The following is a 22,567-nucleotide window of genomic DNA, read 5'->3' as shown; positions in this document are numbered from 1 at the left end:
ATTACCTCCTGATAATACCAATTTTAGTGAGCAAAACGCGCCAGACAAAAGTAAAAAGCTCCAGATCTCTTTTCCACCGCCATGGCTCTTGAATAAGACGATACAACCATTCTAAGCCCATTTTTTGTATAAGCATAGGGGCGCGAGATAGAGATCCGGAAATTACGTCAAAGGAACCTCCTATACCGATAGCAACAACGTTACCAAGAGATTTCATATTCTTATATATCCATTTTTCCTGTCGAGGAATACCTAACCCTACAAACAATAACTGGGTTCCAGACTCACAAATAGACTTTATGACCTTTTCTTCTTCCTTCTCAGTAAAATAGCCGTGCTGAACACCTGCTATAACCAATCCGGGATATTGTTCTTTTAAATTCTCTGCCGCTTTCTGTGCTACCCCAGGTTTGCTGCCCAGAAAATAGACCGGCCACCCCTCTACACTGGCGGTACGACATAGCTGACAGAGGAAATCTATGCCAGTAATACGTTCTTGAACAGGTTTACCTAAGAAACGTAAAGCCCATATAAGCCCTGTTCCATCCGCTAAAGTGAGTGCCGATTGGGCCACAATTTTCCTATACTCCTCATCTTTTAATGCTGTTTGAACGGCAAGGGAATTAACGGTGGAAATAAGGACTCCCCCCTCTTTTTGACTGAGAAGAGAATACACTTTAGTAATAGCATAGTTCATAGAAACATTATCTATAGTCACTCCCCAAAGGTCAGGCTTCTCTCCTTTCACAGACCTGTTTTTCATAAGGCGAGCAAAAACAGGGACGAGGGTTACACCAGCAAAAATAATAATGCCGCTCACAAAGAAAACTAAGGCTTTTCCTTCAGAGAGTTGGAACATGGCTATAATTGCACCTGTTAAAGCACAAATCGAAGTAATAAACTTCACAGCACTAGGATGATCAAGCCCTCTCCCTATAAGGCTACGATAAATAACCATCGCCCCTTTGGGATTTGCAGAGAGTAAAGAGCTGGCAAAATGCAACGATGTTTCCATAAGAGGGATAGCAAATAATCCTAACGGCAAAACCATTAATGTACTGAATGTAATTCCCTTGCTAACGCCGAGCAGAGACGTACCAGCCACAAGAACTCCCCAAAAAGCGGAAAGGGATTCGCCAAGACGACGATACATATGTCCGTGCCGGCTCCAAAAAACGCCAAGCAATAAAAGCCCCGTCATACTGGTAAACAAGGCATCGGGTAGATATTGTCCTGAAAGAGCCGTTGCTATTAACAATATAGAAAAAGAAACAGCTAGCAAATGTCCTGCCATCCCTGGAATATTATCGAGCTCTTGGATGAGAATGGGAAAAACAGCAAGCCATAGGCCCGTTAAAAATACAGCGATAAAATCTGATAAATAGAAGTATTCTCCATGAGGTAGTCCTAAAAAGGAGATTCTTGGGCCAACAGCAGCAAATAAAACACCTAAACCAAGGAAAAGGAAACGTATTTTTTTTTGGGGATAAACGTGTTGATACATTCCTATCACAGCAGCAACAACGGAAGCCCCAATAATAAGGGTCACTTCCGGATCGCCCGACCAAATTCCGCTTACCATCCATGCCCCGATGAGAAGAATATCTCGAAGATAATTGTATTGACTGTTATCGAGAGAACGCCTGCATAGTCTCTGGAAAAGAAAACATGTAATGACGAGAATGCCAATAAAGGCAAAAAGATTCATATCGGGGATTAGCGAATTAAAGCTGACTATGACAAGCCCCACCTTTCAACTAAAGTTTAAAAAAATCAAGCAAAAACACTCACTGTGATATTTTATCAATTTTACAAGGCTTTTGCACTCTTTACCATAGGAAAAGGATAAAGATCGCTATTTTTATAGCGATCTTTATCAAAATAGTATAATTTTCAAAAAGGCCTAAGCTAAAGGCAAAGAAATCTCTCGAACTCCTCCCATATAGGGAACAAGAACTTCTGGAATTTCCACAGATCCATCTTCTCTTTGATAATTTTCCAAAACAGCAATAAGAGTACGCCCTATGGCAATTCCGGAGCCGTTCAACGTATGTACGTAACGTGGTTTCCCTCCATCTGTGGGTTTATATCTCGTACCCATTCTACGTGCCTGGAAATCTTCACAGTTACTACAAGAGCTAATTTCTCGATATTTATCCTGGAAAGGAAGCCAAACTTCTATGTCATAGGTTTTACTTGCTCCGAACCCCATGTCTCCTGTACATAAGCATATAACCCTATAAGGGATCTCTAATTTTTGAAGAACTTCTTCGGCGTTATTTGTTAATTTCTCAAGCTCGTTATAACTATTTTCCGGTTTGCAAAGTTTTACCATTTCAACTTTGTCAAACTGATGCTGTCGCATCATACCTCGTACGTCGCGTCCATAGCTTCCTGCTTCTTTACGGAAACAAGGGGTATAAGCCGTGTAATAGAGAGGAAGCTGCTCCTCTGGAATAATTTCCCCTGCATGAAGATTTGTCAAGGGCACTTCAGCAGTAGGGATAAGCCATAAATCTTCATTTTCACATTTATAAAGATCTTCAGCAAATTTAGGAAGCTGTCCTGTCCCGAGCATGGTCTGAGAGTTGACCATAAAGGGCGGCTGAATTTCTCTGTAGCCATGATGCATAGTATGAAGATCTAACATAAAATTGATAAGGGCTCTTTCCAACCTGGCTCCTAACCCCCGTAGTACAGTGAAACGACTTTGGGACAAACTTACTCCTCTTCCAAAATCGAGTATCCCTAATTTTTCGCCTATATCCCAATGAGCTTGGGGATCAAAATCAAATTTTTTTGGAGTTCCCCATTTGCGAATTTCAACATTATCATTTTCATCCTTACCTACAGGGACAGAATCATGTGGCCTGTTAGGAACTTGAAGCAAAAGGGCCTGAAGCTCTTCGTCCAGTTTCCCTACAGCAGCATCTATATCTTTAACCCGTTGGCCCAGCTCCCGAAGTTCTTCCATAAGATCAGTGGCATCTTTGCCTGTGGCTTTAGCTTCTGCAACTTTCCGAGAACCTTCATTTCTTTGGGCTTTTAAGTTTTCTGTTTCAGCCAAAAGTTTTCTTTTTTCTTCATCAAGAGCTACTATACGATCCACATCAAAATCGTTATACCGATTTTTCAGGAACGTCTTCACTTCATCTAAATTGTTTCGAATCCATTTTATTTCAAGCATTATCTGTCTGCTCCTTTCCTGCGCGAAGACCTTTCAAAAGGTTTGCCATTTCAATAGCAGCCAATGCTGCTTCTGCTCCTTTATTACCGGCTTTACTTCCAGCACGAAGCAAAGCCTGCTCTAATGTGTCGCACGTCAAGACGCCGAAAGAGACGGGCACTCTCTGCTCCATTGCTACATACGCAAGTCCTTTTGACATTTCTGCAGATACATAATCAAAGTGAGGCGTATCGCCACGAATAACAGCCCCCAGAGCTATAATTCCGTCATAACGGCCAGAAAGAGCCGCTTCTTTCGCTAAAAGAGGAAGCTCCCAAGCCCCAGGAACCCATATAATATCTATATTTTGATAAGAAACATCATGACGAGAAAGAGTGTCTTTGGCACCTTCGATAAGTTTTGATGAAATGAGTTCATTGAAACGCGAAGCTATAAGACAAAAACGCAAGCCACTACCAATAAGTTTCCCTTCTGATACTTTCATGGAGATGTTCCCCCTTTCTATATCTAACGAAGTATATCTTTAAGATGGAGCATATGACCGAGCTTTTTTTCTTTGGTGCTGAGATATCTTTCGTTGTACTTATTCGGTTCGATGATAAGTGGCACCCGCTCAGTAATTTTCAGTCCATACCCTTCCAATCCTACAACCTTTTTGGGGTTATTCGTCATTAGGCGAATAGAGCTCAACCCCAAGTCCATTAAAATTTGAGCTCCTACACCGTAATCTCTCAGATCAGGAGCGTAACCAAGAGCAACATTCGCCTCCACTGTATCAAGGCCTTTCTCTTGCAGCTGATAGGCTTTGAGCTTATTTACAATGCCTATTCCTCGCCCCTCCTGGCGCATATAAAGGACGACCCCTCGCCCTTCTTCTTCTATTTGAGCCATAGCAGCGTGCAGCTGTGGCCCGCAATCGCAACGAAGAGAACCAAAAACATCTCCGGTTAAACATTCTGAGTGAACTCGAACCAAGACATTTTCCTGACCAGATACTTCACCCTTTACCAAGGCGATGTGGACTCGATCTTGATCCTCATCAAGAATGTTATGGTAGGCACAGGCCGTAAAAGATCCGTAAGCAGTGGGAAGTTTTACTTCTGCTACTCGTTCCACTAGCTTTTCTCGACGACTTCGGTATCGGATGAGCTCTTCTATAGAAATAATGGGAATTTCATGCCTTTGGGAAAAAATCACCAGATCATCCAAGCGAGCCATAGTCCCGTCAGGATTCATTATTTCGCAGATAACTCCCGCTGGAAAAAGTCCTGCCAATTGAGCCAAATCCACCGCCGCTTCTGTATGTCCAGCTCTTTTCAAAACCCCGCCCTTGCGAGCTGCAAGAGGGAACATATGCCCTGGCTTAAGAAAATCTCCAGCACATGAACGGGGATCAGCTAATAAACGAGCGGTTAAAGCTCTCTCATGAGCCGAAATACCTGTAGTCGTCCCTTCCTGGGCATCTACACTAATTAAAAAAGCTGTACCATGACGATCGGAACTATTCGGTGCCATGGGGTTTAGCTGTAGTTCATGAGCCCTCTCTTGTGTAATGGGAACACAAACTAATCCCCTTGCTTCCTGAGCCATAAAATTGATGGCTTCATGGGTTGCTTTTTCGGCGGCAATCACTAAGTCTCCTTCATTCTCGCGATTGTCGTCATCTACTACTATTACCATTTTCCCATCACGTATATTCTCTATCGCTTCTTCTATAGAACTAAAAAGTCGTTCCTGCTCGCTATTCATCCATTCTCGGTCCTTTCTATCTGAAATCACTGCATCCATCCCATCTCACGAAGGCGATCTATCGTAAGACCGTTGGGAGAATCTGATATTTTTTTCTCTCTTCCAAAACTCATAAATTTTAAAACATATTTTCCTAAAATATCAGTTTCTATATTGACAATCTCCCCTATTCTGGCTTGTCCAAGAGTGCAATCTTTCATCGTTGTTGGAATTAAGCCTACCGAGAACCAGTTGCGAGAAACTTCAATAATAGTCAAACTGACACCATCAAGGGCAACAGACCCTTTTTCAACAATCGTCTCTGTAATACTCTCCTCTGTCTCTATGCAAAGCTGCCGAGTAAGCCCTTCATTTTTTATTTCAGCGATCTTCCCTATCCCGTCGATATGTCCACTGACAATATGCCCATCAAGCCTGTTCCCAACCTGAAGAGCCCTTTCTAAATTAAGAAGAGCACCTGGACGTAAATACTTAAATTTCGTTCTTTTTTGTGTTTCTGGCATCAAATCTGCTGTAAAAGAAGAAGTATCATAGGCCACCACACTTACGCATGCTCCTGAAACGGCTACAGACTGTCCTAAGTAAAGGGATGAAGCTATTGATGGGGCTTCTATCGTTATCTTATACACTTCGTTAAAAGGTGTCATAGATACGAGCTTCCCTATGTTTTCTATAAGGCCGGTGAACATGCCAGGACCCCCTCCACCCACAAATCTCCACTTACATTCGTTACTGACCTCAGTTTTACATGAATAAGCTCTTGAAGAGAAGGAATTATAAATTTTTCGAAAGCAGAAATACCTTGTCCCATGAAAGAAGGGGCTATAAAAAGAGATATTTCATCTGCTAGGGCTTCCGCTAAGAGAGAGGAAGTTAACGTAGCTCCACCCTCGACAAGAACCATATTAACCCCAAGATCGGTTAAGGCACACATGACTTTTTGTAAATCTACCTTGCCAGCTTTCTCCGGAAGGAAAAGAACATTCTTCCCTCTTCTTCCCATCTCTTTGGCTTTCTTCGATTCTTTTGACGAGAAACCTGCAATAATAACGGTTCCTTCTCCGTTGAGGATTTGCGCATCTAAGGGGGTTCGCAAATGGGTATCTAAAATAATACGAAGCGGCGATTTTCCAGATGTATACCGAACAGTAAGGGACGGGTTATCATGAAGCACCGTTCCTACCCCTATCATAATAGCATCGTGCTCTCCTCGTAGGAGGTGTGCCATAGTTCGTGCAGATTCACCTGTAATCCACTGACTCTCTCCGTTCTGCATAGCTACGCGCCCATCAAGCGTCGAAGCTGTTTTTAAAGTGACCCACGGCCGCCCATCGCGGACTCTTCGAATGAAGCCTCTATTAAGCCACTTACACTCTTCTTCTAGTATCCCCCATTCCACAGGTACGCCGGTATCTTGTAAAATTCTAATGCCACGCCCATTTACTACGTCATGAGGGTCTTTCATTCCTATTACAACTCTCTTTAAACCAGCTTTTACTAATTGAGGAGCACATGGAGGCGTTTTCCCCAAATGAGAACAGGGCTCAAGGGTTACATATGCAGTGGCCCCTTGAGCAGAAGAACCGGCTTTACGGAGGGCCTCTACTTCTGCGTGATGAGAACCATAACATTGGTGATACCCTTCTGCTACAATATGCCCTTCTTTAACCAAAACACAGCCAACCCTGGGGTTGGGGCTCACATGCCCAGTACCACGCCAGGCCAAGCTGATAGCTCTTTGCATGAAGTACTCGTCTTCACGCCTCTGTTTCAGGCTCATGCTCTTCACCTCTAAAAAAAGAAACTATTTTTTTTGCCAACACAGGACCAATCCCTTTTACAGTAGTAAGCTCTTCGGGGGATAATGTCGCTATTTTTTTCATGCTGCCAAAATGAGAAAGGAGCAACGCCGCTGTATGCTTACCTACACCAGGAATATCTTCTAACCTAGAGCGGGTCAACCTCACTCCCCGTCCTCGGCGATGACTTTTTATAGCGAAACGGTGAGATTCATCTCGTACCCTCTGCAAAAGCTGTAAAACAGGATCTGCCCAATCCAGCCGAATTGGCAATTCTTTCTCGCTATGGTATATCAGCTCTTCTCTTTTTGCCAGAGAAATAACAGGAATAGTTACAAGGGCAAGATCAGACAGAGCCTTCTTCGCAAATTCCAGCTGTACTGGCCCACCATCTATAAGAATAAGTTGTGGTAAGGGCTCATTGTTTTCTAGCACCTTCTGGTATCGACGATGAACGGTTTCTTCCATGGAACGGAAATCGTCTATGCCTTCCACCGTGCGGATTTTAAAACGGCGGTATAAAGAAGGATTGGCTACACCCTGTTCAAAAACCACAACAACGCCATATGTTTCCCGTCCAGACATATGGGAAATATCAAAACCATCAATTCTCCAGGGTAACGTATCCATTTTCAGTATCTCTTGTAGCTGGTTTAGCGTATCCCATGTTTCTGCATTCAGATCTTCCTGAAGACTTGTAGGAACTCTCTGTCTCGATAAGCGCCAGATAGCACGAATAGTATCTCGATACCGTGCGGCCTTTTCGAAATCCAGATCAGATGCCGATAATTCCATCCTTTTCCGCATTCGTTCTACAAGTTCAGAAGAACGTCCTTGAAGTAATAAAACGATATCGTCCACTCTTTCTCTATATTCCGTTTCACCGCATAACCCCGCACATGGAGCCAAGCATCGACCTAAAGCATAGTTAAGACAAGGACGCCGTCTTTTATCAGGTCGTACTTCGGCTTTACAAGAACGCAAAGGGAAATATCTCTCTATGAGACGCAACAACACTCTTACGTCTTTCGCGCTGATATAGGGGCCTAAATAAATAGAGCCATCATCCTCTTTGTTTCGTGTAATGACGAGGCGAGGAAATCGTTCATTAGTAATTTTTATATAAGGATATCGTTCGTTCATCTTCAAATCTATGTTAAAGAAGGGCTTATACTTCTTTATAAGTCTCGATTCTACAATTAAAGCTTCAGCTTCTGTTTCTGTGCGAATAGTTGAAATGTCTGCTATAGTTTCAACAAGCTTACGAAGCCGCGGAGAAGCAAAACCCTGATGTCTAAAATATGAAGAAACCCGTTTCCGAAGAGATTTAGCCTTTCCTACATAGATGACATTCCCTTCTTCATCGCGCATAATATACACGCCAGGCCGAAGAGGAAGATTTTTTACTATGTTTTTTATTTTTGGGTTTACCATTAAAGAATCATCGTTGTGCATTCTTTTTTATCACCCTATATCCTTACTTGACGTTCATGGAATATAACACCATATTATAATGTATTCTAGCAATTGGAGGTGGATAGAGTGAGTCTTGTTCTATACAATGATCTAACACGAAAAAAAGAGCCCTTTGTTCCTCTCAAGGAAGGGGAAGTTGGCTTTTACAGCTGTGGACCGACAGTCTATGATTATTTCCATATTGGTAACGCTCGCCCTTTCATAGTTTTTGATGTTTTTAGACGGTATTTGGAAAAATTAGGGTACTCCGTAGTTTTCGTACAGAATTTTACCGATATTGACGACAAGATGATAAAAAGAGCTAATGAAGAAGGTATCTCTGTTGCAGAGCTCGCTAATCGCTTTATCGATGAATATTTTGAAGATGCGGATGCTCTCGGTGTCCATCGCGCCACCATTCATCCCCGAGCTACAGAACATATGGAAGACATTGTAAAAACGGTAAAAACCTTAGTAGATAAAGGACATGCCTATGTAGTCGATGGAGATGTATTTTTTAGTGTAGAAAGTTTCCCTGAGTATGGAAAGCTTTCCAAACAAAGTATTGAAGAGCTACAATCAGGAGCAAGAATCGATATTAACGAACAGAAACACCACCCTCTCGATTTCGTCCTTTGGAAAAAGCAGAAGCCCGGGGAACCAGCATGGGAAAGTCCGTGGGGATTGGGACGCCCTGGATGGCATATCGAATGCAGCGCTATGTCTACGAGATATTTAGGGGACAGTTTTGACATCCACTCAGGTGGAAGTGATCTTATCTTCCCTCACCATGAAAACGAGATCGCTCAAGCAGAAGCAGCGACGGGACAACAATTCGTGAAATACTGGCTTCACAACGGTTATCTGCTTATCGATAAAGAAAAAATGTCTAAGTCCTTAGGGAACTTTCTTACAGTAAGAAAAGCTCGAGAGAAATATTCCCCTTTAGCTATCAGATACTTCATGTTAAGTGCTCACTACCGTTCCCCTATTAACTTTTCCGAAGAGGGACTTAACCAGGCAACTGGTGCAGTAGAGCGGCTAAGAAACTGCTGGTCCGACCTACAGTACGCTAAAGAGACTAGAGCACAAGAAGAAAAAGAAGGTACGCGGGCTTTCGTTGAGGAAATTCGCCAAGCTGACTCTAAATTCCACGAAGAAATGAACGATGATTTCAATACAGCAGGTGCGCTTGGCTCCGTTTTTGAGGTCGTACGCCTCGCCAATACATACTTGAAAGAAAATAATACCCTAGACCCCGAGGCTTGCAGTGCTATAGAAACATTTTTTAAAAAAGTTGACTCTATCATGGGTATTATCAATCTAGAATCTGAGGGCTCAAGCGGGGACATAGATATAGCAGAAATAGAACGTCTTATTCAGGAAAGAGCCAATGCCCGGAAAGCAAAAGACTTTGCTAAATCCGATGCTATTCGAGATAAATTAGCTCTTAAAGGTATTATTCTAGAGGACACTCCAGAAGGAACGAAGTGGAAAAAAGAACTTTAATAAGTGGTATAAAAAAGCGCAGGGGAGGGATTTAATCTTTCCCCTCGCGCTTTAATACTTTCCTTTCAAGGAAGATAACCAACGGAATGCCGAGGAACCCGCATGCTATTATTTCTCCCAATCCTACATACAGGGCCGTGTACGTAAAAGGCATTTTTGCGAGAACAGATAAATATCCCCCTACGATAAGGCTATTGAACACCACAGGAGGGACTGCTGCCATGTAGGGATTGGGCATACGACTGGTAACAACAGCAGCGGCAAGAGTCGCAATGCTTCCAAAAACAACATCTATTAAACCGAACCCCCCGACAAAATTAGAAATGAGGCAACCTATAAAAAGCCCCGGAATTGCCTCTACCCAAAGATATGGTAAAAGAGTAAGGGCCTCAGATACCCTGACTTGTATAGGGCCATAAGAGATGGGAGCCAGAAGGATCGTCAATGTTGCATAAATTGCTGCTATTAAACTCGAAATAACTATAGTTTTAACGTTAAAAAACTGCTTCACTTTTCTATTCATCATTGTTTCCTCCAACAAAAGTTACCCAGGAATCGTTAAAGTATATATCCCCTCATTAAATACCTATACTATTGCCTTGGCTATTTTCATCACTGTTCCTAAAACAACATCTACACCTTTCTTGAGTTGCTCATAATCCGTCCACTCCTCTGGACAATGGCTACGTCCATCTTTGCTTGGAACAAAAATAAGACCTACTTCTGTAAGATCCGCCATAATCATGGCATCATGGCCAGCACCACTTACCATAGAACGATAACGTATTCCCCGCTTTTTCGCTTCTTCTATAAAATAGGTCTGGATTTCTCGCGAAAGACGCACGGGAGGAATAAGAAGTTTCTGCTCTATTTGAATGGTAAATCCCTCACTTTTCTCTATTCTATTAAGAGTATCTTTCATTCGAGAAACCACATTCTCTATGTTTTTCTGCTCCGTAGAGCGTATATCTACAGTGAAAAGCACTTTGCCCGGTACAATATTAGATCCACCTGGATAAACAACCAGTTTCCCGACAGTTCCCACCGTTCCCTCCCCTTTTTCAGAAGCTGCATGGTGAACGTCACGTGCCACTTCCAAAGCTGCCAAAAGAGCGTCTTTTCTCATATGCATGGGTGTGGTCCCCGCATGATCGGCACGACCTGTAATTTCTATGTCATACCGTGTAATACCAACAATAGTATTTACTATACCTACCTCCATAGATTCAGTTTCTAATACGGGTCCCTGCTCTATGTGAAGTTCAATAAATGCTTTTAAATCTTCAGGTTGCCTTATCGCTTCTTTAAAACGAGAAGGAGTTAAACCAAACTCTTGCAATGCTTCTTGAAGGGGAACCCCTTCCTCATCATAAAAGCCATCCAGCTCTTCTTGAGACACTTGACCAGCCATAGCTCGACTTCCATAAAGTCCAGCGCCAAAGCGAGATCCTTCCTCTTCTATCATGGCTACAAATTCTATAGGGTATTGAGTTTGGATATTGTGCTCATGTAAAATCCGCGCTATTTCCAATCCTGTCACAACGCCTGCCAGGCCATCAAACATGCCGCCATTACGAACTGAATCGAAATGAGACCCTACCATAACTATTGGGCCTTGGCCTATTAAACCCTCTCTTCTACCAAAAAGATTTCCTGCGGCATCGGTATATACATGCAAACCTGCTTCTTTCATTTTAGAGCAGATAAAATCTCTTGCTTTTCGATCTTCATCCGTAAAAGAGAAACGAGTAATTCCGTTGCCAGGTGTAGCTGTAAACGTCGATATGGTCTCCAAATCTTGCTGTATTCTACGGACATTAGCTTCAAACATAATCTACTCCCCAATTCTTATAATTATTTTCAAGAAATTATGCCATACTAAAGGTCGTTTTATAAGAGTACGAAAATTGAGCACGAAGTAACTTTTGCATAAGGAACAATTAAAAGTATTATACCCCCTCACCACACCTAGACTTTTTTGCTTTTCCCATTTACAATTATCAATTGTTCTGTGGAGGCGAATGGTTCCTGGTGGGGCCCCCGGACTTCAAATCCGGCCGAGAGGCGGCGTTGGCTGTCTTTGGTGAGTTCGATTCTCACACGCCTCCGCCATTTTTTTATGGAGCCTTGATATTACAGACTTTTCAGAAGCCGATTACTGGAATTTGTACCCTTAAAGCCTTATAAACACTTTGCTACACACATTGCTACACACACTTACCACAGTGTAGTTAAGTTGTGATTAAAAAGGTGAAGAAAGGAGGGTAAAAATTCATATGGTAGTCGGCTTTTCTTTATCATCACTCCCGCTCTATGACAAGCGAAAACGGGCTATGGACTGGACACAGTATAAACTGTGGACACTAAAAGTTTGTCTTTGGCTTTTATATGCAACATTATCGATATGTTATTCATTTTACTGTTGCTATTAACCCTATGGTGTCAAAATATTGGTTATTTTCAGCTTTCATCATTTCTATATCTCTTTTCGCGTGTGGATTGTCACATTCTAACCAATCTTCCCATGCTTTTTCATGGCAAGACAAAGATAGGCTCTGCTCTATTTTCACCTTCTCAGACTCTTCCCATAAAGAATGCCACCAACTTCTTGAATAAAAATTCATGTCTTCTTGCCAATAAGGTCTCAATACTTCAGGAACATCATTAAAAAAATCCTTTTGCAATCCAGGAACGGCAATTGCTATAATGCCACCTTTTTTAGTTAAGGGGACTATATATTCGTCTAAGAAGCTTCTTTTAGCACCAAAATAGTGATATGCATCTATACTAATAATCGCATCAAAAAAACCTTTAGCATAGGGCAATTCGTGAGCATCTGCATGAATTGGAATAGTTTTATGGTCAAGTTGAACAAGCTTGAACCGTTCATAATTTTCTGTCGCATCAATCCATAGGTCTGTAGCAAATACTTCAACATCATATACCCCTGCTAGAAAAATTGATGTTAGTCCTCTGCCGCAACCCAAATCTAAGACACGCATCCCCGAATGTAATTCTACTGAAGTTAAAAGCTCATCAAGAATTCTGATACAATTAGGTCCCATCATGTTTTGAAGTAAGAATTCCCGAGTAAATAAATCTTCTCTTTTGGTTTTCATTTTTTACATTCCTCTCTTATTTGTAGGGTTGTTTCCTCCTTTTTTCAAAACAGAACAGAAAGGCTCGACTGACTCTTTCACCTCGTCTGACTGATACCTTCTAAATCTAGCGAACACCATATATTAAATTCAACGAGCATAAAATATCTTGCATCGACCATTCTTGAGCAAATAATATTTTTTGAATGTATTGTAATGTAATAATATATTAAAATACACTTCTTATCTAAAACAGGATTAATCTATTTATAAACCTACCTTGACAATGCATTTATCATCATTCCATAACGTTTTTCGAATAGAAAAAGTAGAATCAGGTTTTATACTCCTAATCATAGCCTCTATTGGGGAGAGGCAAAAGAGTTGACACGGACTATTTGTTCCCATCTTTTTACACATAGAACACAACGTACAACTCATATTCACTGCAAAAAAACCATCTGCAACATCTTCACAATTCCAACTGGCACAACCAAACAAACTTTGTACATTTACAAATGCTCGTTTAGGATCCTGGACACCAAATTTTCCAGCTAACATCGCTCCATTTTCCATTTGTTCATTGCGCTTCTGTTCCGTTATTTTCTCTAATATCCCCTCGTTACTATATCGTAAGGTTGAATCAGCAAGAGCAGCAACATAACACAACTGTAACATCTTTAATTTTTCTTCTAGATTCATAATAGAGCCTCCATATTTGTTTTTTATTTTTTACAAATGATCTTATTGTAGCAATATAAAATTTAGTCAATTAAAGGAAGGGGAATTAATGTGAATAATAACCAGTCAGAAGTAAATGTAAAACTAACAAATCAAAAAGTTCAATTTAATGGCGTATCAAAAACTAATCCTGACCATCCGATTATTTTTGATTACCTGCCCCCTTTAGGTGATGGACGAGGTTATAAAGGTCTCGAATTATTACTAATGGGTTTTGCAGGATGCGTAAGTACAACGATTGTGTATTTATTGAGGAAAATGGGGAGAAATGTCTCGGGATTCAGGATGAATGCAATAGGCATAAATAGAACTCAACCTTTATCGCTCCAAAGGATCGATTTTGAAGCTATTTTAGAATCTAGTGACGCTAGTGAATTAGATCTTCAAAATACAATATTGCAAGCAGAAAAAATATCTCCTGTATGGATAACATTAAAAAAAGTATTGAGATTAGTACAAAATCCAGAGTTATAAAGGTATAAAGTTATGCTAAAACTAAATCGTTTTTTCTAACAGCTAGCAGCCTTGGTACAAAAAATACATACGAAGTACGCTACTCATCCACTAAGTGTTGCAAATTTAGTAGATGCAACATTTCTAAAAGGTCTTTCACATGCTGTTGCCATTTTCCCCCTTCACTCTTCTATGGTATTCTTATAATGTTAAGTTAAGTCTAGTTGAGAGAGGGAGTATATCCCTCTCTCTTATCGTTTTTTTATGGAGGTTATTCTATATGGATGTAGAAAAAATACAAAAACGCTTGCGATTTTTCACCGCAGAACGAGATTGGGAGCAATTCCACTCCCCTAAAAATTTGGTGATGGCTCTAGCTGGTGAAACAGGCGAATTGGTAGAACTGTTCCAGTGGCTCTCAGAAGAAGAATCTTACGAAATAGCCAAAAAAGAAGATAAGATATTCGTTGAGGAAGAAGTTGCTGATATAGCCATTTATCTCCTCCGTATTTGTGACAAGCTTTCTATTGACTTAGAGAAGGCTGTAAACAATAAAATAGAAAAAAATGGGATAAAATACCCCGTCGCTCTTTCAAAAGGTAAAGCCACGAAATACAACCGACTTTAAGAAGCGATACAGTTAAAGGGATATATTTTTGCTCCCCTTTTCTCCCAAAATTTTTTTAATTCGGTCTCGCTGATCTCCTTGAACTACTATGAGGTCATTTTCTACTGTGCTACCACATCCAAGGCTTCTGCGCAAACAACGGGCCAAAACTTTTTTTTCTTCAAGAGTCCCTGAACGGGTTTCTACAATCGTAACCGTCTTCCCAGAACGTCCTTTTTTCTCAATTCTAAGAACTATTTTCCCCTTTAAAATCTCCCCGAGAGAAACATCCTGACGAGAGAGAAAATTTTCCTCAACTTCGTCATTGTGCTTCTTTTCTTCTAAAGACAACTCCGATTCACCTAAAAGAGAACGGAAAGGATTATTATATAAAGGTTCGTTATCTAGCTTGTATTCATTATTTTTTTTCCTCGCCATATGTTTCGCCTCTTTAAATATCTTTTAAGTAGTCTAGGGTCGACCGTATAATTTCTCCATTCTTTAAAGTTACAATCTGCCCCTCAAACGGTTTTCCCTTTCTCGCAAATACAAAGGGGGCTATTTGTAAATAGTGAAGGTTTGTATCTTTAAGAGAGAAACTCGCATCTATATCGTACCATTCCACTCTCCCCTCTTCTCCACTCCGAAGTTCTCCCGAAAAAGAATGGCAAGTAAAATAGAATGTTAACGTTTCATGCCCCTCGCCCTCTTGATAGTTATGAACAACTCCTGCCAGTTCTAAAGCACATGGGACAAATCCGGTCTCTTCTCGTACCTCTCGGATACACGCTTGAGATATACTTTCACCTCGTTCTTTCTTTCCGCCTGGCACTGTTAAAGTTCCTTTGTAGGGATCTTGCTCTCGATGGATAAGCAACAGCCTATTCCCTTCGATAATGAAACAAAACACTACTATAGAATTATAGGCATAGTCGCACATGTTCATACAAAAGCCTCCCTGCCCTCTATTCTAAAAAATATTTTTGATTCCGAGAAATAATTGATTCTTGATCCAATAAAAAGAGAGGTGCTGGATCTACTAATTGCCCTTGAAGGGATAGAGAAAAGTGAAGATGAGGCCCAGTTATTCGCCCTGTTTGCCCACTCTCGCCTATGACGTCCCCTTTTTTAACGAAATCTCCATTTTTTACATACGGCCTGGATAGATGTCCGTATATAGAAATAACACCAGAACCAGAGTCTATAAAAACAGTACGTCCGCTAAAATAATGATCAGCCACTAACACTACTTCACCACCAAGAGCAGCTTTTATTTTAGTTCCTTGTGCTGCTCTAAAATCCACGCCAGCATGAGGACTTGAAGGCCTCCCGTTAAGAACTCTTCTCTTACCATATACGCTGGTAACTGCGCCATCTACTGGTTTGAAGAGAGGTAACTCCCAGTGAGATTCCTTGTTAATGTGAAGGAGCACTTTACGGGTCTCTGCTCGCTCTTTCGCTATTCTCTGCAATGCTGCTTTTGGAGGCGTTACCATATGGTTAGGGAGAGTAAGATGTTCTTCTGGATAGGTTTTCGCCTTTATTATCAAGGGGAACTCCAAGTGTTTCTGCTCCCCTTCTGCCACTACTTTTACAATCAAAGTAGCTTTCCCAGGGTAAGCCGTTCTTACATTTGTTCCTAAAAGGAAATCCTTCCTCTGTTCTGATAAAGAAGGCAAGAGTTCGAAGGGGATAATTTGGTCGCACCACACAACTTCTCCTGAAACAGAGCCTTCCAGAGCTGTAATAGAGAGAAGGAAAGGGACTCCAATTTCTACATCAAGTGGGCACGAAACGGTTATTTCTCGCCCTTGGGCAATGGAAACCGATCCAAATAACAAACAAAAAGATAGAGCTAACACTTTAACGATAGATATGTATAAAGAATGAAAGAAGTTGGATTTCATGCGTTAACAATCTCCATTATAAGTTTTTGTGGCACAGGTTTCTTTTGAGATATAGAAACTACCTGTTGAAAAAAAGGTAAAGCCTGCTCTAGTTTCCCTTCCTCAGAGTAATATATTTTAAGTAAAGAAGTTCCTTTTTTTGCAAAATCTCCTATTTTTCCACATATTTCTATAGCTATAGATAGATCTATAATATCTTCCTTTGTCGCCCTTCCGCCACCAAGACGTTTAATTCCTTCCCCCACCTGCCGAGCATCTATAGAGTTGAGGTACCCATCGCGATCTGCAGCAATAACATACTCGAATGGGGCTCGTTTCAAGAAAAGCTCAGGGGTATCACATACCGCTGCTTCTCCACCTTGAGCCTGAATAAGTTCTTTGAACTTCTGCAAGGCTGCTCCATTTTTCAATACTTTTTTACATTGACAAAGCCCCTCTGCAAAAGTTTCTGCTCCTCCCCCCAAATAAAGCATAGCTCCGGCGAGATGCAAACAAAGGGTTTCAGTATCAGCGGGGCCGCATCCGCGTAAGGTTTCTATGGCTTCCAATACCTCCATACTATTCCCTACCCATCGCCCTAAAGGTTGATCCATTGCCGTGATCAATGCCATACTTTCCCGACGAAGAGATTTTGAGAGAGAGACAAGCATTTGCGCTAAAGCTCTGGCCTCTTCAAGATCTGTCATAAAAGCTCCCTTACCACACTTTACATCAAAAACAAACCGAGAGGCTCCTCCCGCTAATTTCTTACTCACGATGCTGCTGGCAATAAGAGGAAGAGACGGCACAGTGGCCGTTACATCTCGAAGAGCGTAAAAAAGCCCCTCTGCTGGTGCAAGTTCTAGAGAGTGACCTGAAATAGCGCATCCAATATGGTGTATTTGTTCTATAAAGTTTTCGAGAGAGAGATGCACATTCATGCCAGGTATAGCTTCCAGCTTATCTACTGTCCCACCTGTAAAGCTTAATCCTCGTCCTGAAAGCTTAGCCACTGAAACGCCAGCAGCGGCAACAAGTGGAACTACTACAAGGGTGGTCTTATCCCCCACGCCACCTGTACTATGTTTATCTACAATTTTAATATCAGAAGGGAACTCTACTTTATGACCAGAAGAAGCCAAAACCTCAGTAAAGGACCTCAGCTCGCTTTGGGAGAGTCCTTGATGAAACACTGCCATAAGCCAAGCACTTACTTGATAGTCTGGAATACTTCCCTGATAAAATTTTTCTACAAAAGTCTTAAGTTCTTCTGGAGAATGAGCTCTGCCATCTCTTTTATCTTCAAGAAATCGCAAAATATCAAACATTTCCCACTCCGATTTTAGCAAGAAGGCCACGAAGAAGAGTGGTCAACGCACCTGTAGCTTTACCCATTTCTCTAATAACTTCCTCTTCCGATAGTTTTTGCGCTGTAATACCTGCCGCATAATTAGCTATACAAGACAGCGCGAAAACTTTCATTCCCATAGCATGAGCAACTATGGTTTCAGGTACAGTAGACATCCCTACAGCATCTGCCCCAAGAGTTCTACACATGCGCACTTCTGCTGGGGTTTCATAGGATGGGCCTGAAAAAGCAATGTAAACGCCGCGTCTTACAGTTATACCCTCTTCTCTCGCCACTGCCTCTCCTATATCCAACAGGTCTCTATCATAAACATAAGACATATCTGGGAACCGCTCTTCTTTCTCTGAGAAAACTGGACCTACGAGTGGGTTAACTCCCATAAAATTAATATGATCATAGAGCATGACTAAATCGCCAGGGACATATCCAAGGTTGATCCCTCCAGAAGCGTTGCTGGCGATAAAATAAGGGATCCCCCACTCACCTAAAACACGTACAGGGAAAACAATGTCTTGCATAGAGTAACCTTCATAAAAATGCACCCGCCCCTGCATAACAGCAACATAGACGTTGCCGAGGAAGCCACACACAAGGCGACCTGCATGACCAGGAGCAGTGGAAATAGGCCAACCAGGAATTTCTTTATACGGTATGATGACTGGGTGCTGGATAGAGTCAGCAAGTCCTCCCAATCCAGAACCAAGAACAAGTGCTGCCTGAGGCTGTGTTGTCACTCTTTTTTTGATGCATGTTAAGGCTTCAAGAACTTTTCTCTTATAATCCATTTCAGCACCTCCTAAAAATTAAGCTCTTGGATGAGCCTTATCATATATGTCTCTGAGTTCCAGGTCAAAATGAACATATTTTTCTGTTGTAGCAATAGAGGCATGCCCCAATATCTCCTGCAAGGTTCTCAAATCCATTCCTCTTCGTAGCAAATGGGTAGCAAAGGAATGCCTGAGGATATGGGGATAAAGACGACTGGAAGGAATACCTGCAGTTTTCCCTCTCTTTTTAATTATCCGCCATATATCCACTCGTTGAAGAGGTTTCCCGTTTACAGAGAGAAAAAGCTCTGGCACAAAGATAGATTTATGGAATGCATCTACATATAGTTGCACTCTTCGGCTCACTTCTCCCAGAAAAGGGATCACTCTTTCTTTGTTCCCTTTGCCCAAGACACGAAGAGTTTTACTAGAAAAATCTAAGTCTTTTATTTGCAAAGAGCACAGTTCGCTCGCCCTCAATCCACATCCATACGCAGTCTCCAAAAGTGCTCTGTCTCGTACTTCAAGAAATGTATCTCCTGCACAAGCATGAAGAATTCTTTCCACTTCTCCTTCGCTCAAGATGCGAGGCAAATTTTTCCCCTTAAAGGGAAGAGCGGGAAGTTCAATCTCTTCATCAATTAATTCTTCCATTTCCAAATATTTGAACCACGAACGAAGAGCTGCTATAGATCGCTGTTGTGTGGAACGTTTTTTACCCTCTAAAGCTAGTTTCTTTTGATACCCTTCTAATGCGCTGGGAGTGGGTGGGAAGGGGGAAAGTCTTTTTTCTTCGCAGAAACTCACCCATGCAGTAATATCACGCTGATAAGCTAAGATTGTATTTTCGCTACAACCTCTTTCGAGGAACAAATAATCGAGAAAATCATTTAGTAATTGGACATAATTATTATTCATTGATATCACTCATATAAATATAAACAAGTAGGGGCTGGATCTACCAGCCCCTACATTCTTAGGCCTCTATATTTCTCTCCGGCTATGTTTATAAAGAAGCCATGAGAGCCCGGCAAATGTTTTACAGTCCTTAATCTTTCCGCTACCTAAAAGTTCTGGCACGTCATTGAGAGGAACAGATTCGACTTCAATGCACTCGTCTTCATCTCCATCAAGAATAGATGGAACTAGTTTCCTAGCTACAAAAACAACGATCACTTCATCGCTAAAACCTGGAGATGTATAGAACTTGCCAACTTCTACAAGGTCATTAGGACGATATCCCACCTCTTCCTGCAATTCTCGTTCCGCAGTGTCTCGAAAGGTTTCACCTTCTTCAACAATACCTGCAGGAATTTCAAGGATATCCTCTCCAAGAGGATGACGATATTGCCGTACGAGAAGCACTTCATTCTTTTCCGTGAGAGGAATGATAGCTACTGCAGGCTCATGCTCCACTACCTCTCGGATTGTTTTCCGACCAGATTGAAGTTGAACATTGTCTATACGAAGGTCTATAATTTTCCCACGATAGATAAGATTTCGTGATAGAACTTTTTCGATAGCACCCATTTACTTTCCAAGGACCTTTCTGACTATTTCCCTTCCCTTTTCAAAGGCTTCGAGATTCATGGGAAGGAACTTAGGTTTTCTCTTCCCCAGTTTTTCTTTAATCGTCTCTATGCATACAAGAGGGTTAACTATAGAAGTAGCCTCTACGAGGGCACCTAGCGCTACAATATTCGCTACTTTATCGCTCCCGAGTTCTATTGCTACTGAATTTGCAGGAACTGGAATGACAGTGATATCTTTTCGAGGAGCAGCGTATGTAACAAGATCGCTATTATAAAGAAGGACACCGCCTTTTCTAACAAATTTTTCAAATTTTGTTAGAGAAGGCTGGTTCATAATAACGACAGCATCAGCTTCTGCTACCACAGGGGAGGCTATTTCCTCGCTGCTCAGCACCACGCCACAGTTAGCTGTCCCACCCCTCATTTCAGGCCCGTAGGAAGGGATCCATGTCACATGCATTCCTTCTTCTATCCCAGTATACGCAACAAGCTGGCCGAGAACCATAACCCCCTGCCCTCCAAAACCAGCGGCTATAAGACTTTTATCGATCTTTGTCATTCATCCCGCCCCCTACTCGTAATCTTTAAATAAACCGAGAGGATAGTATGGCATCATACTGTTAATAGTCCACTCAAAAGCTTCCACTGGGCGCATCCCCCAGTTTGTGGGGCAAGAAGAGAGAATTTCTACAAAAGAGAAGCCCTTGCCATCTAATTGGTACTGGAAGGCCTTTTTTATAGCCTGTTTAGCTTTAATAATGTATTTAGGCTGAGCTACTGTGACACGCTCTATATAGCCAGGTGCCGCCAATGCGTTTAGCAGCTCACAGACTCTAATGGGATATCCGTTTACCTTGGGATCTCTCCCCAATGGACACGTTGTAGCTTTCTGTCCAATAAGAGTTGTAGGTGCCATTTGTCCACCGGTCATGCCGTAGATGGCGTTATTTATGAATATCACTGTGATATTCTCAGACCGATTTGCAGCATGTACTATTTCAGCTGTACCGATAGAGGCTAAATCCCCATCTCCCTGATAGGTAAAAACTGTTTTATCGGGACGCACTCGTTTCAATCCTGTAGCGACTGCTGGTGCACGACCGTGGGCTGCCTCACAAAAATCAGTATCAAAGTAATCGTACATCATGGCAGCACAGCCTACTGGCGCTACTCCAATAACATCCTGCTGAATACCAAGTTCATCTATAACCTCACATATAAGACGGTGAGCTATTCCATGTCCGCAGCCAGGGCAATAGTGAGTATGAACCTCAGGCATCCATGTTTTGGGGCGTTCATACACTTTAACTTCTTTCATTACATATCCCTCCCTACTCCAGACCGAGTAATTTCCTGCACTGAGTCTCAATTTCCTTAACAGAGGGCGACATGCCACCTGTTCGACCATAGAAAGACACAGGTATTTTACTCTCTGTTGCGACTTTGACATCATCTATCATCTGACCGCAGTTCATTTCTGTTACCAAAATGTGCTTGACAGATCCAGGCAGTTTTTTAAACTCTGCGTAGGGATATGGCCAAAGGGTAATAGGACGAATCAGTCCTACTTTATGCCCCTCTTGACGAAGATTATTAATAACAGAGCGAGAAATACGGGCAGTAGTTCCATAGGCAGCTATAACAAGTTCGGCGTCTTCTGTTAGGTAAGATTCACAACGAACTTCTCGTTCTTTGATGAGTGCATATTTTTTCTGAAGATTGATGTTGTGATCTTCCAGAGCCTCAGGAGAGAGATATAAACTCTTCAGGGCACTTTTTTGCCCTTTTCGCTCCTCCATATATCCGAGAGCCCATGTAGTATTGTCAGGAATATCCTTATCTGTATAAGGCTTTATTTCCACAGCTTCCATCATCTGCCCCATGAAGCCGTCGGCAAGCATCATAACAGGATTCCTGTATCTCTGTGATAGCTCAAAAGCTAATTGGGTCAAGTTTACTGCTTCCTGCAACGTGCTGGGAGCTAGAACGATCAAATTATAGTCTCCATTACCCCCGCCCTTTGTGGCCTGAAGATAGTCTGCTTGAGAAGGAAGGATTCCGCCCAAGCCAGGCCCACCACGCATAACATTCACTATAACAGCCGGAATCTCACAACCAGCCATATATGTTAGCCCTTCAGACATAAGGGAGATACCAGGGCTAGAAGAGGTCGTCATCACTTTATGTCCCGTAGCACCGCCACCCATGATCATGTAAATAGCTGCTACTTCGCTCTCTGCCTGAACAAAAGTCCCGCCAACTTCCGGAAGATGAGCAGACATATATTCGGGAATCTCATTTTGCGGCGTGATGGGATATCCAAAGAAGAACTTACAGCCAGCCTGAATAGCGGCTTCCGCTATGGCTTCAGTTCCTTTCATTAGCACTCGTCCCATAAGTTTTCCACCTCCAGAA

Annotated in this window: 24 protein-coding genes and 1 tRNA gene; 4 read left to right on the top strand and 21 right to left on the bottom strand. The window is 41.9% G+C overall.

Features of this window, described 5'->3' with window-relative positions; all coding sequences use genetic code 11:
• Nucleotide 1: 1 nt before the first annotated feature.
• The 7 genes from K360_RS0105685 to K360_RS0105655 form a co-directional block, all read right to left on the bottom strand.
• Complete coding sequence (locus K360_RS0105685) at nt 2-1,750, bottom strand: WecB/TagA/CpsF family glycosyltransferase (protein WP_024822216.1); 1,749 nt, start codon at nt 1,748-1,750, stop codon at nt 2-4.
• A 153-nt stretch (nt 1,751-1,903) separates the two neighbouring features.
• Nucleotides 1,904-3,187, bottom strand: coding sequence for a serine--tRNA ligase (gene serS, locus K360_RS0105680; protein ID WP_024822215.1), 1,284 nt, complete (start codon nt 3,185-3,187; stop codon nt 1,904-1,906).
• Entirely contained in the window at nt 3,180-3,671 is a 492-nt protein-coding gene (gene ribH / locus K360_RS0105675; RefSeq protein ID WP_024822214.1) for a 6,7-dimethyl-8-ribityllumazine synthase, read from the bottom strand. Before ribH ends, serS begins: the two co-directional genes overlap by 8 nt.
• 23 nt (nt 3,672-3,694) lie before the next feature.
• The gene (locus K360_RS0105670; RefSeq protein ID WP_024822213.1) at nt 3,695-4,936 is read right to left on the bottom strand and encodes a bifunctional 3,4-dihydroxy-2-butanone-4-phosphate synthase/GTP cyclohydrolase II; all 1,242 of its coding nucleotides are present in this window, start codon (nt 4,934-4,936) and stop codon (nt 3,695-3,697) included.
• Nucleotides 4,937-4,962: 26 nt separating this feature from the next.
• A complete protein-coding gene (locus K360_RS0105665; RefSeq protein ID WP_024822212.1) occupies nt 4,963-5,625 on the bottom strand; it encodes a riboflavin synthase in 663 nt (220 codons plus the stop codon).
• On the bottom strand, nt 5,607-6,716 hold the full coding sequence (gene ribD / locus K360_RS0105660; protein WP_024822211.1) for a bifunctional diaminohydroxyphosphoribosylaminopyrimidine deaminase/5-amino-6-(5-phosphoribosylamino)uracil reductase RibD: 1,110 nt from the start codon (nt 6,714-6,716) through the stop codon (nt 5,607-5,609). The genes K360_RS0105665 and ribD overlap by 19 nt, the downstream gene beginning before the upstream one ends.
• The gene (locus K360_RS0105655; protein ID WP_245587084.1) at nt 6,694-8,190 is read right to left on the bottom strand and encodes an excinuclease ABC subunit UvrC; all 1,497 of its coding nucleotides are present in this window, start codon (nt 8,188-8,190) and stop codon (nt 6,694-6,696) included. Before K360_RS0105655 ends, ribD begins: the two co-directional genes overlap by 23 nt.
• An 87-nt stretch (nt 8,191-8,277) precedes the next feature.
• On the opposite strand from K360_RS0105655, the gene cysS reads away from it, so the two are divergent.
• Nucleotides 8,278-9,699, top strand: a complete 1,422-nt coding sequence (gene cysS / locus K360_RS0105650; RefSeq protein WP_024822209.1) for a cysteine--tRNA ligase — start codon at nt 8,278-8,280, stop codon at nt 9,697-9,699.
• A 31-nt stretch (nt 9,700-9,730) separates the two neighbouring features.
• Here the strand turns inward: cysS and K360_RS0105645 are convergent, their stop codons facing one another.
• Nucleotides 9,731-10,225, bottom strand: coding sequence for a QueT transporter family protein (locus K360_RS0105645; RefSeq protein WP_333595859.1), 495 nt, complete (start codon nt 10,223-10,225; stop codon nt 9,731-9,733).
• A 60-nt stretch (nt 10,226-10,285) separates the two neighbouring features.
• Complete coding sequence (locus K360_RS0105640; protein WP_024822207.1) at nt 10,286-11,530, bottom strand: Zn-dependent hydrolase; 1,245 nt, start codon at nt 11,528-11,530, stop codon at nt 10,286-10,288.
• A 182-nt stretch (nt 11,531-11,712) separates the two neighbouring features.
• On the opposite strand from K360_RS0105640, the gene K360_RS0105635 reads away from it, so the two are divergent.
• Nucleotides 11,713-11,811: transfer RNA gene (locus K360_RS0105635), tRNA-Sec, on the top strand.
• A gap of 299 nt (nt 11,812-12,110) precedes the next feature.
• Here K360_RS0105635 and K360_RS0105630 read toward each other — a convergent pair.
• Nucleotides 12,111-12,818: an SAM-dependent methyltransferase gene (locus K360_RS0105630; protein WP_024822206.1), complete on the bottom strand. Its 708-nt coding sequence runs from the start codon at nt 12,816-12,818 to the stop codon at nt 12,111-12,113.
• Between the two features lie 246 nt (nt 12,819-13,064).
• Nucleotides 13,065-13,499 carry a hypothetical protein gene (locus K360_RS0105625; RefSeq protein WP_024822205.1) on the bottom strand — a complete coding sequence of 145 codons (435 nt, stop codon included), beginning with the start codon at nt 13,497-13,499 and terminating at the stop codon, nt 13,065-13,067.
• Between the two features lie 90 nt (nt 13,500-13,589).
• On the opposite strand from K360_RS0105625, the gene K360_RS10625 reads away from it, so the two are divergent.
• On the top strand, nt 13,590-14,012 hold the full coding sequence (locus K360_RS10625; protein ID WP_034326295.1) for an OsmC family protein: 423 nt from the start codon (nt 13,590-13,592) through the stop codon (nt 14,010-14,012).
• A gap of 259 nt (nt 14,013-14,271) precedes the next feature.
• A complete protein-coding gene (locus K360_RS0105615) occupies nt 14,272-14,619 on the top strand; it encodes a nucleotide pyrophosphohydrolase (protein ID WP_024822204.1) in 348 nt (115 codons plus the stop codon).
• A 12-nt stretch (nt 14,620-14,631) separates the two neighbouring features.
• Here the strand turns inward: K360_RS0105615 and K360_RS11010 are convergent, their stop codons facing one another.
• The 10 genes from K360_RS11010 to vorB all read right to left on the bottom strand — a co-directional run bounded on the left by K360_RS11010 (nt 14,632) and on the right by vorB (nt 22,548).
• Nucleotides 14,632-15,036 carry a translation initiation factor gene (locus tag K360_RS11010; RefSeq protein ID WP_024822203.1) on the bottom strand — a complete coding sequence of 135 codons (405 nt, stop codon included), beginning with the start codon at nt 15,034-15,036 and terminating at the stop codon, nt 14,632-14,634.
• A 13-nt stretch (nt 15,037-15,049) separates the two neighbouring features.
• Entirely contained in the window at nt 15,050-15,544 is a 495-nt protein-coding gene (locus K360_RS10615) for an NUDIX hydrolase (protein WP_024822202.1), read from the bottom strand.
• 19 nt (nt 15,545-15,563) lie between these two features.
• On the bottom strand, nt 15,564-16,505 hold the full coding sequence (locus K360_RS0105600) for a M23 family metallopeptidase (protein WP_024822201.1): 942 nt from the start codon (nt 16,503-16,505) through the stop codon (nt 15,564-15,566).
• Nucleotides 16,502-17,812, bottom strand: a complete 1,311-nt coding sequence (locus tag K360_RS0105595) for a thymidine phosphorylase (RefSeq protein WP_024822200.1) — start codon at nt 17,810-17,812, stop codon at nt 16,502-16,504. Before K360_RS0105595 ends, K360_RS0105600 begins: the two co-directional genes overlap by 4 nt.
• On the bottom strand, nt 17,805-18,638 hold the full coding sequence (locus tag K360_RS0105590) for a purine-nucleoside phosphorylase (RefSeq protein WP_024822199.1): 834 nt from the start codon (nt 18,636-18,638) through the stop codon (nt 17,805-17,807). The genes K360_RS0105595 and K360_RS0105590 overlap by 8 nt, the downstream gene beginning before the upstream one ends.
• A gap of 18 nt (nt 18,639-18,656) precedes the next feature.
• Nucleotides 18,657-19,538, bottom strand: a complete 882-nt coding sequence (locus K360_RS0105585; protein WP_024822198.1) for a tyrosine-type recombinase/integrase — start codon at nt 19,536-19,538, stop codon at nt 18,657-18,659.
• A 66-nt stretch (nt 19,539-19,604) separates the two neighbouring features.
• Nucleotides 19,605-20,150: an NUDIX hydrolase gene (locus tag K360_RS0105580; RefSeq protein WP_024822197.1), complete on the bottom strand. Its 546-nt coding sequence runs from the start codon at nt 20,148-20,150 to the stop codon at nt 19,605-19,607.
• Nucleotides 20,151-20,711 carry a 2-oxoacid:acceptor oxidoreductase family protein gene (locus K360_RS0105575; RefSeq protein WP_024822196.1) on the bottom strand — a complete coding sequence of 187 codons (561 nt, stop codon included), beginning with the start codon at nt 20,709-20,711 and terminating at the stop codon, nt 20,151-20,153.
• A 12-nt stretch (nt 20,712-20,723) separates the two neighbouring features.
• Entirely contained in the window at nt 20,724-21,470 is a 747-nt protein-coding gene (locus tag K360_RS0105570; RefSeq protein WP_024822195.1) for a thiamine pyrophosphate-dependent enzyme, read from the bottom strand.
• 13 nt (nt 21,471-21,483) lie between these two features.
• A complete protein-coding gene (gene vorB, locus K360_RS0105565) occupies nt 21,484-22,548 on the bottom strand; it encodes a 3-methyl-2-oxobutanoate dehydrogenase subunit VorB (RefSeq protein ID WP_024822194.1) in 1,065 nt (354 codons plus the stop codon).
• Nucleotides 22,549-22,567: the final 19 nt, after the last annotated feature.

Source organism: Aminobacterium mobile DSM 12262, from assembly GCF_000526395.1.
Lineage (GTDB): Bacteria > Synergistota > Synergistia > Synergistales > Aminobacteriaceae > Aminobacterium > Aminobacterium mobile.
Note: the sequence above shows the minus strand (reverse complement) of the source record. Positions and strands in the feature narration are given on the sequence as shown.

Bases quoted from the DNA above. Each gene is read 5' to 3' on its own strand.
- serS (WP_024822215.1), bottom strand. From the start codon at position 3,187: ATGCTTGAAATAAAATGGATTCGAAACAATTTAGATGAAGTGAAGACG.
- ribH (WP_024822214.1), bottom strand. From the start codon at position 3,671: ATGAAAGTATCAGAAGGGAAACTTATTGGTAGTGGCTTGCGTTTTTGT.
- K360_RS0105670 (WP_024822213.1), bottom strand. From the start codon at position 4,936: ATGAATAGCGAGCAGGAACGACTTTTTAGTTCTATAGAAGAAGCGATA.
- K360_RS0105665 (WP_024822212.1), bottom strand. From the start codon at position 5,625: ATGTTCACCGGCCTTATAGAAAACATAGGGAAGCTCGTATCTATGACA.
- ribD (WP_024822211.1), bottom strand. From the start codon at position 6,716: ATGAGCCTGAAACAGAGGCGTGAAGACGAGTACTTCATGCAAAGAGCT.
- K360_RS0105655 (WP_245587084.1), bottom strand. From the start codon at position 8,190: ATGCACAACGATGATTCTTTAATGGTAAACCCAAAAATAAAAAACATA.
- K360_RS0105645 (WP_333595859.1), bottom strand. From the start codon at position 10,225: ATGATGAATAGAAAAGTGAAGCAGTTTTTTAACGTTAAAACTATAGTT.
- K360_RS0105640 (WP_024822207.1), bottom strand. From the start codon at position 11,530: ATGTTTGAAGCTAATGTCCGTAGAATACAGCAAGATTTGGAGACCATA.
- K360_RS0105630 (WP_024822206.1), bottom strand. From the start codon at position 12,818: ATGAAAACCAAAAGAGAAGATTTATTTACTCGGGAATTCTTACTTCAA.
- K360_RS0105625 (WP_024822205.1), bottom strand. From the start codon at position 13,499: ATGAATCTAGAAGAAAAATTAAAGATGTTACAGTTGTGTTATGTTGCT.
- K360_RS0105615 (WP_024822204.1), top strand. From the start codon at position 14,272: ATGGATGTAGAAAAAATACAAAAACGCTTGCGATTTTTCACCGCAGAA.
- K360_RS11010 (WP_024822203.1), bottom strand. From the start codon at position 15,036: ATGGCGAGGAAAAAAAATAATGAATACAAGCTAGATAACGAACCTTTA.
- K360_RS10615 (WP_024822202.1), bottom strand. From the start codon at position 15,544: ATGAACATGTGCGACTATGCCTATAATTCTATAGTAGTGTTTTGTTTC.
- K360_RS0105600 (WP_024822201.1), bottom strand. From the start codon at position 16,505: ATGAAATCCAACTTCTTTCATTCTTTATACATATCTATCGTTAAAGTG.
- K360_RS0105595 (WP_024822200.1), bottom strand. From the start codon at position 17,812: ATGTTTGATATTTTGCGATTTCTTGAAGATAAAAGAGATGGCAGAGCT.
- K360_RS0105590 (WP_024822199.1), bottom strand. From the start codon at position 18,638: ATGGATTATAAGAGAAAAGTTCTTGAAGCCTTAACATGCATCAAAAAA.
- K360_RS0105585 (WP_024822198.1), bottom strand. From the start codon at position 19,538: ATGAATAATAATTATGTCCAATTACTAAATGATTTTCTCGATTATTTG.
- K360_RS0105580 (WP_024822197.1), bottom strand. From the start codon at position 20,150: ATGGGTGCTATCGAAAAAGTTCTATCACGAAATCTTATCTATCGTGGG.
- K360_RS0105575 (WP_024822196.1), bottom strand. From the start codon at position 20,711: ATGACAAAGATCGATAAAAGTCTTATAGCCGCTGGTTTTGGAGGGCAG.
- K360_RS0105570 (WP_024822195.1), bottom strand. From the start codon at position 21,470: ATGAAAGAAGTTAAAGTGTATGAACGCCCCAAAACATGGATGCCTGAG.
- vorB (WP_024822194.1), bottom strand. From the start codon at position 22,548: ATGGGACGAGTGCTAATGAAAGGAACTGAAGCCATAGCGGAAGCCGCT.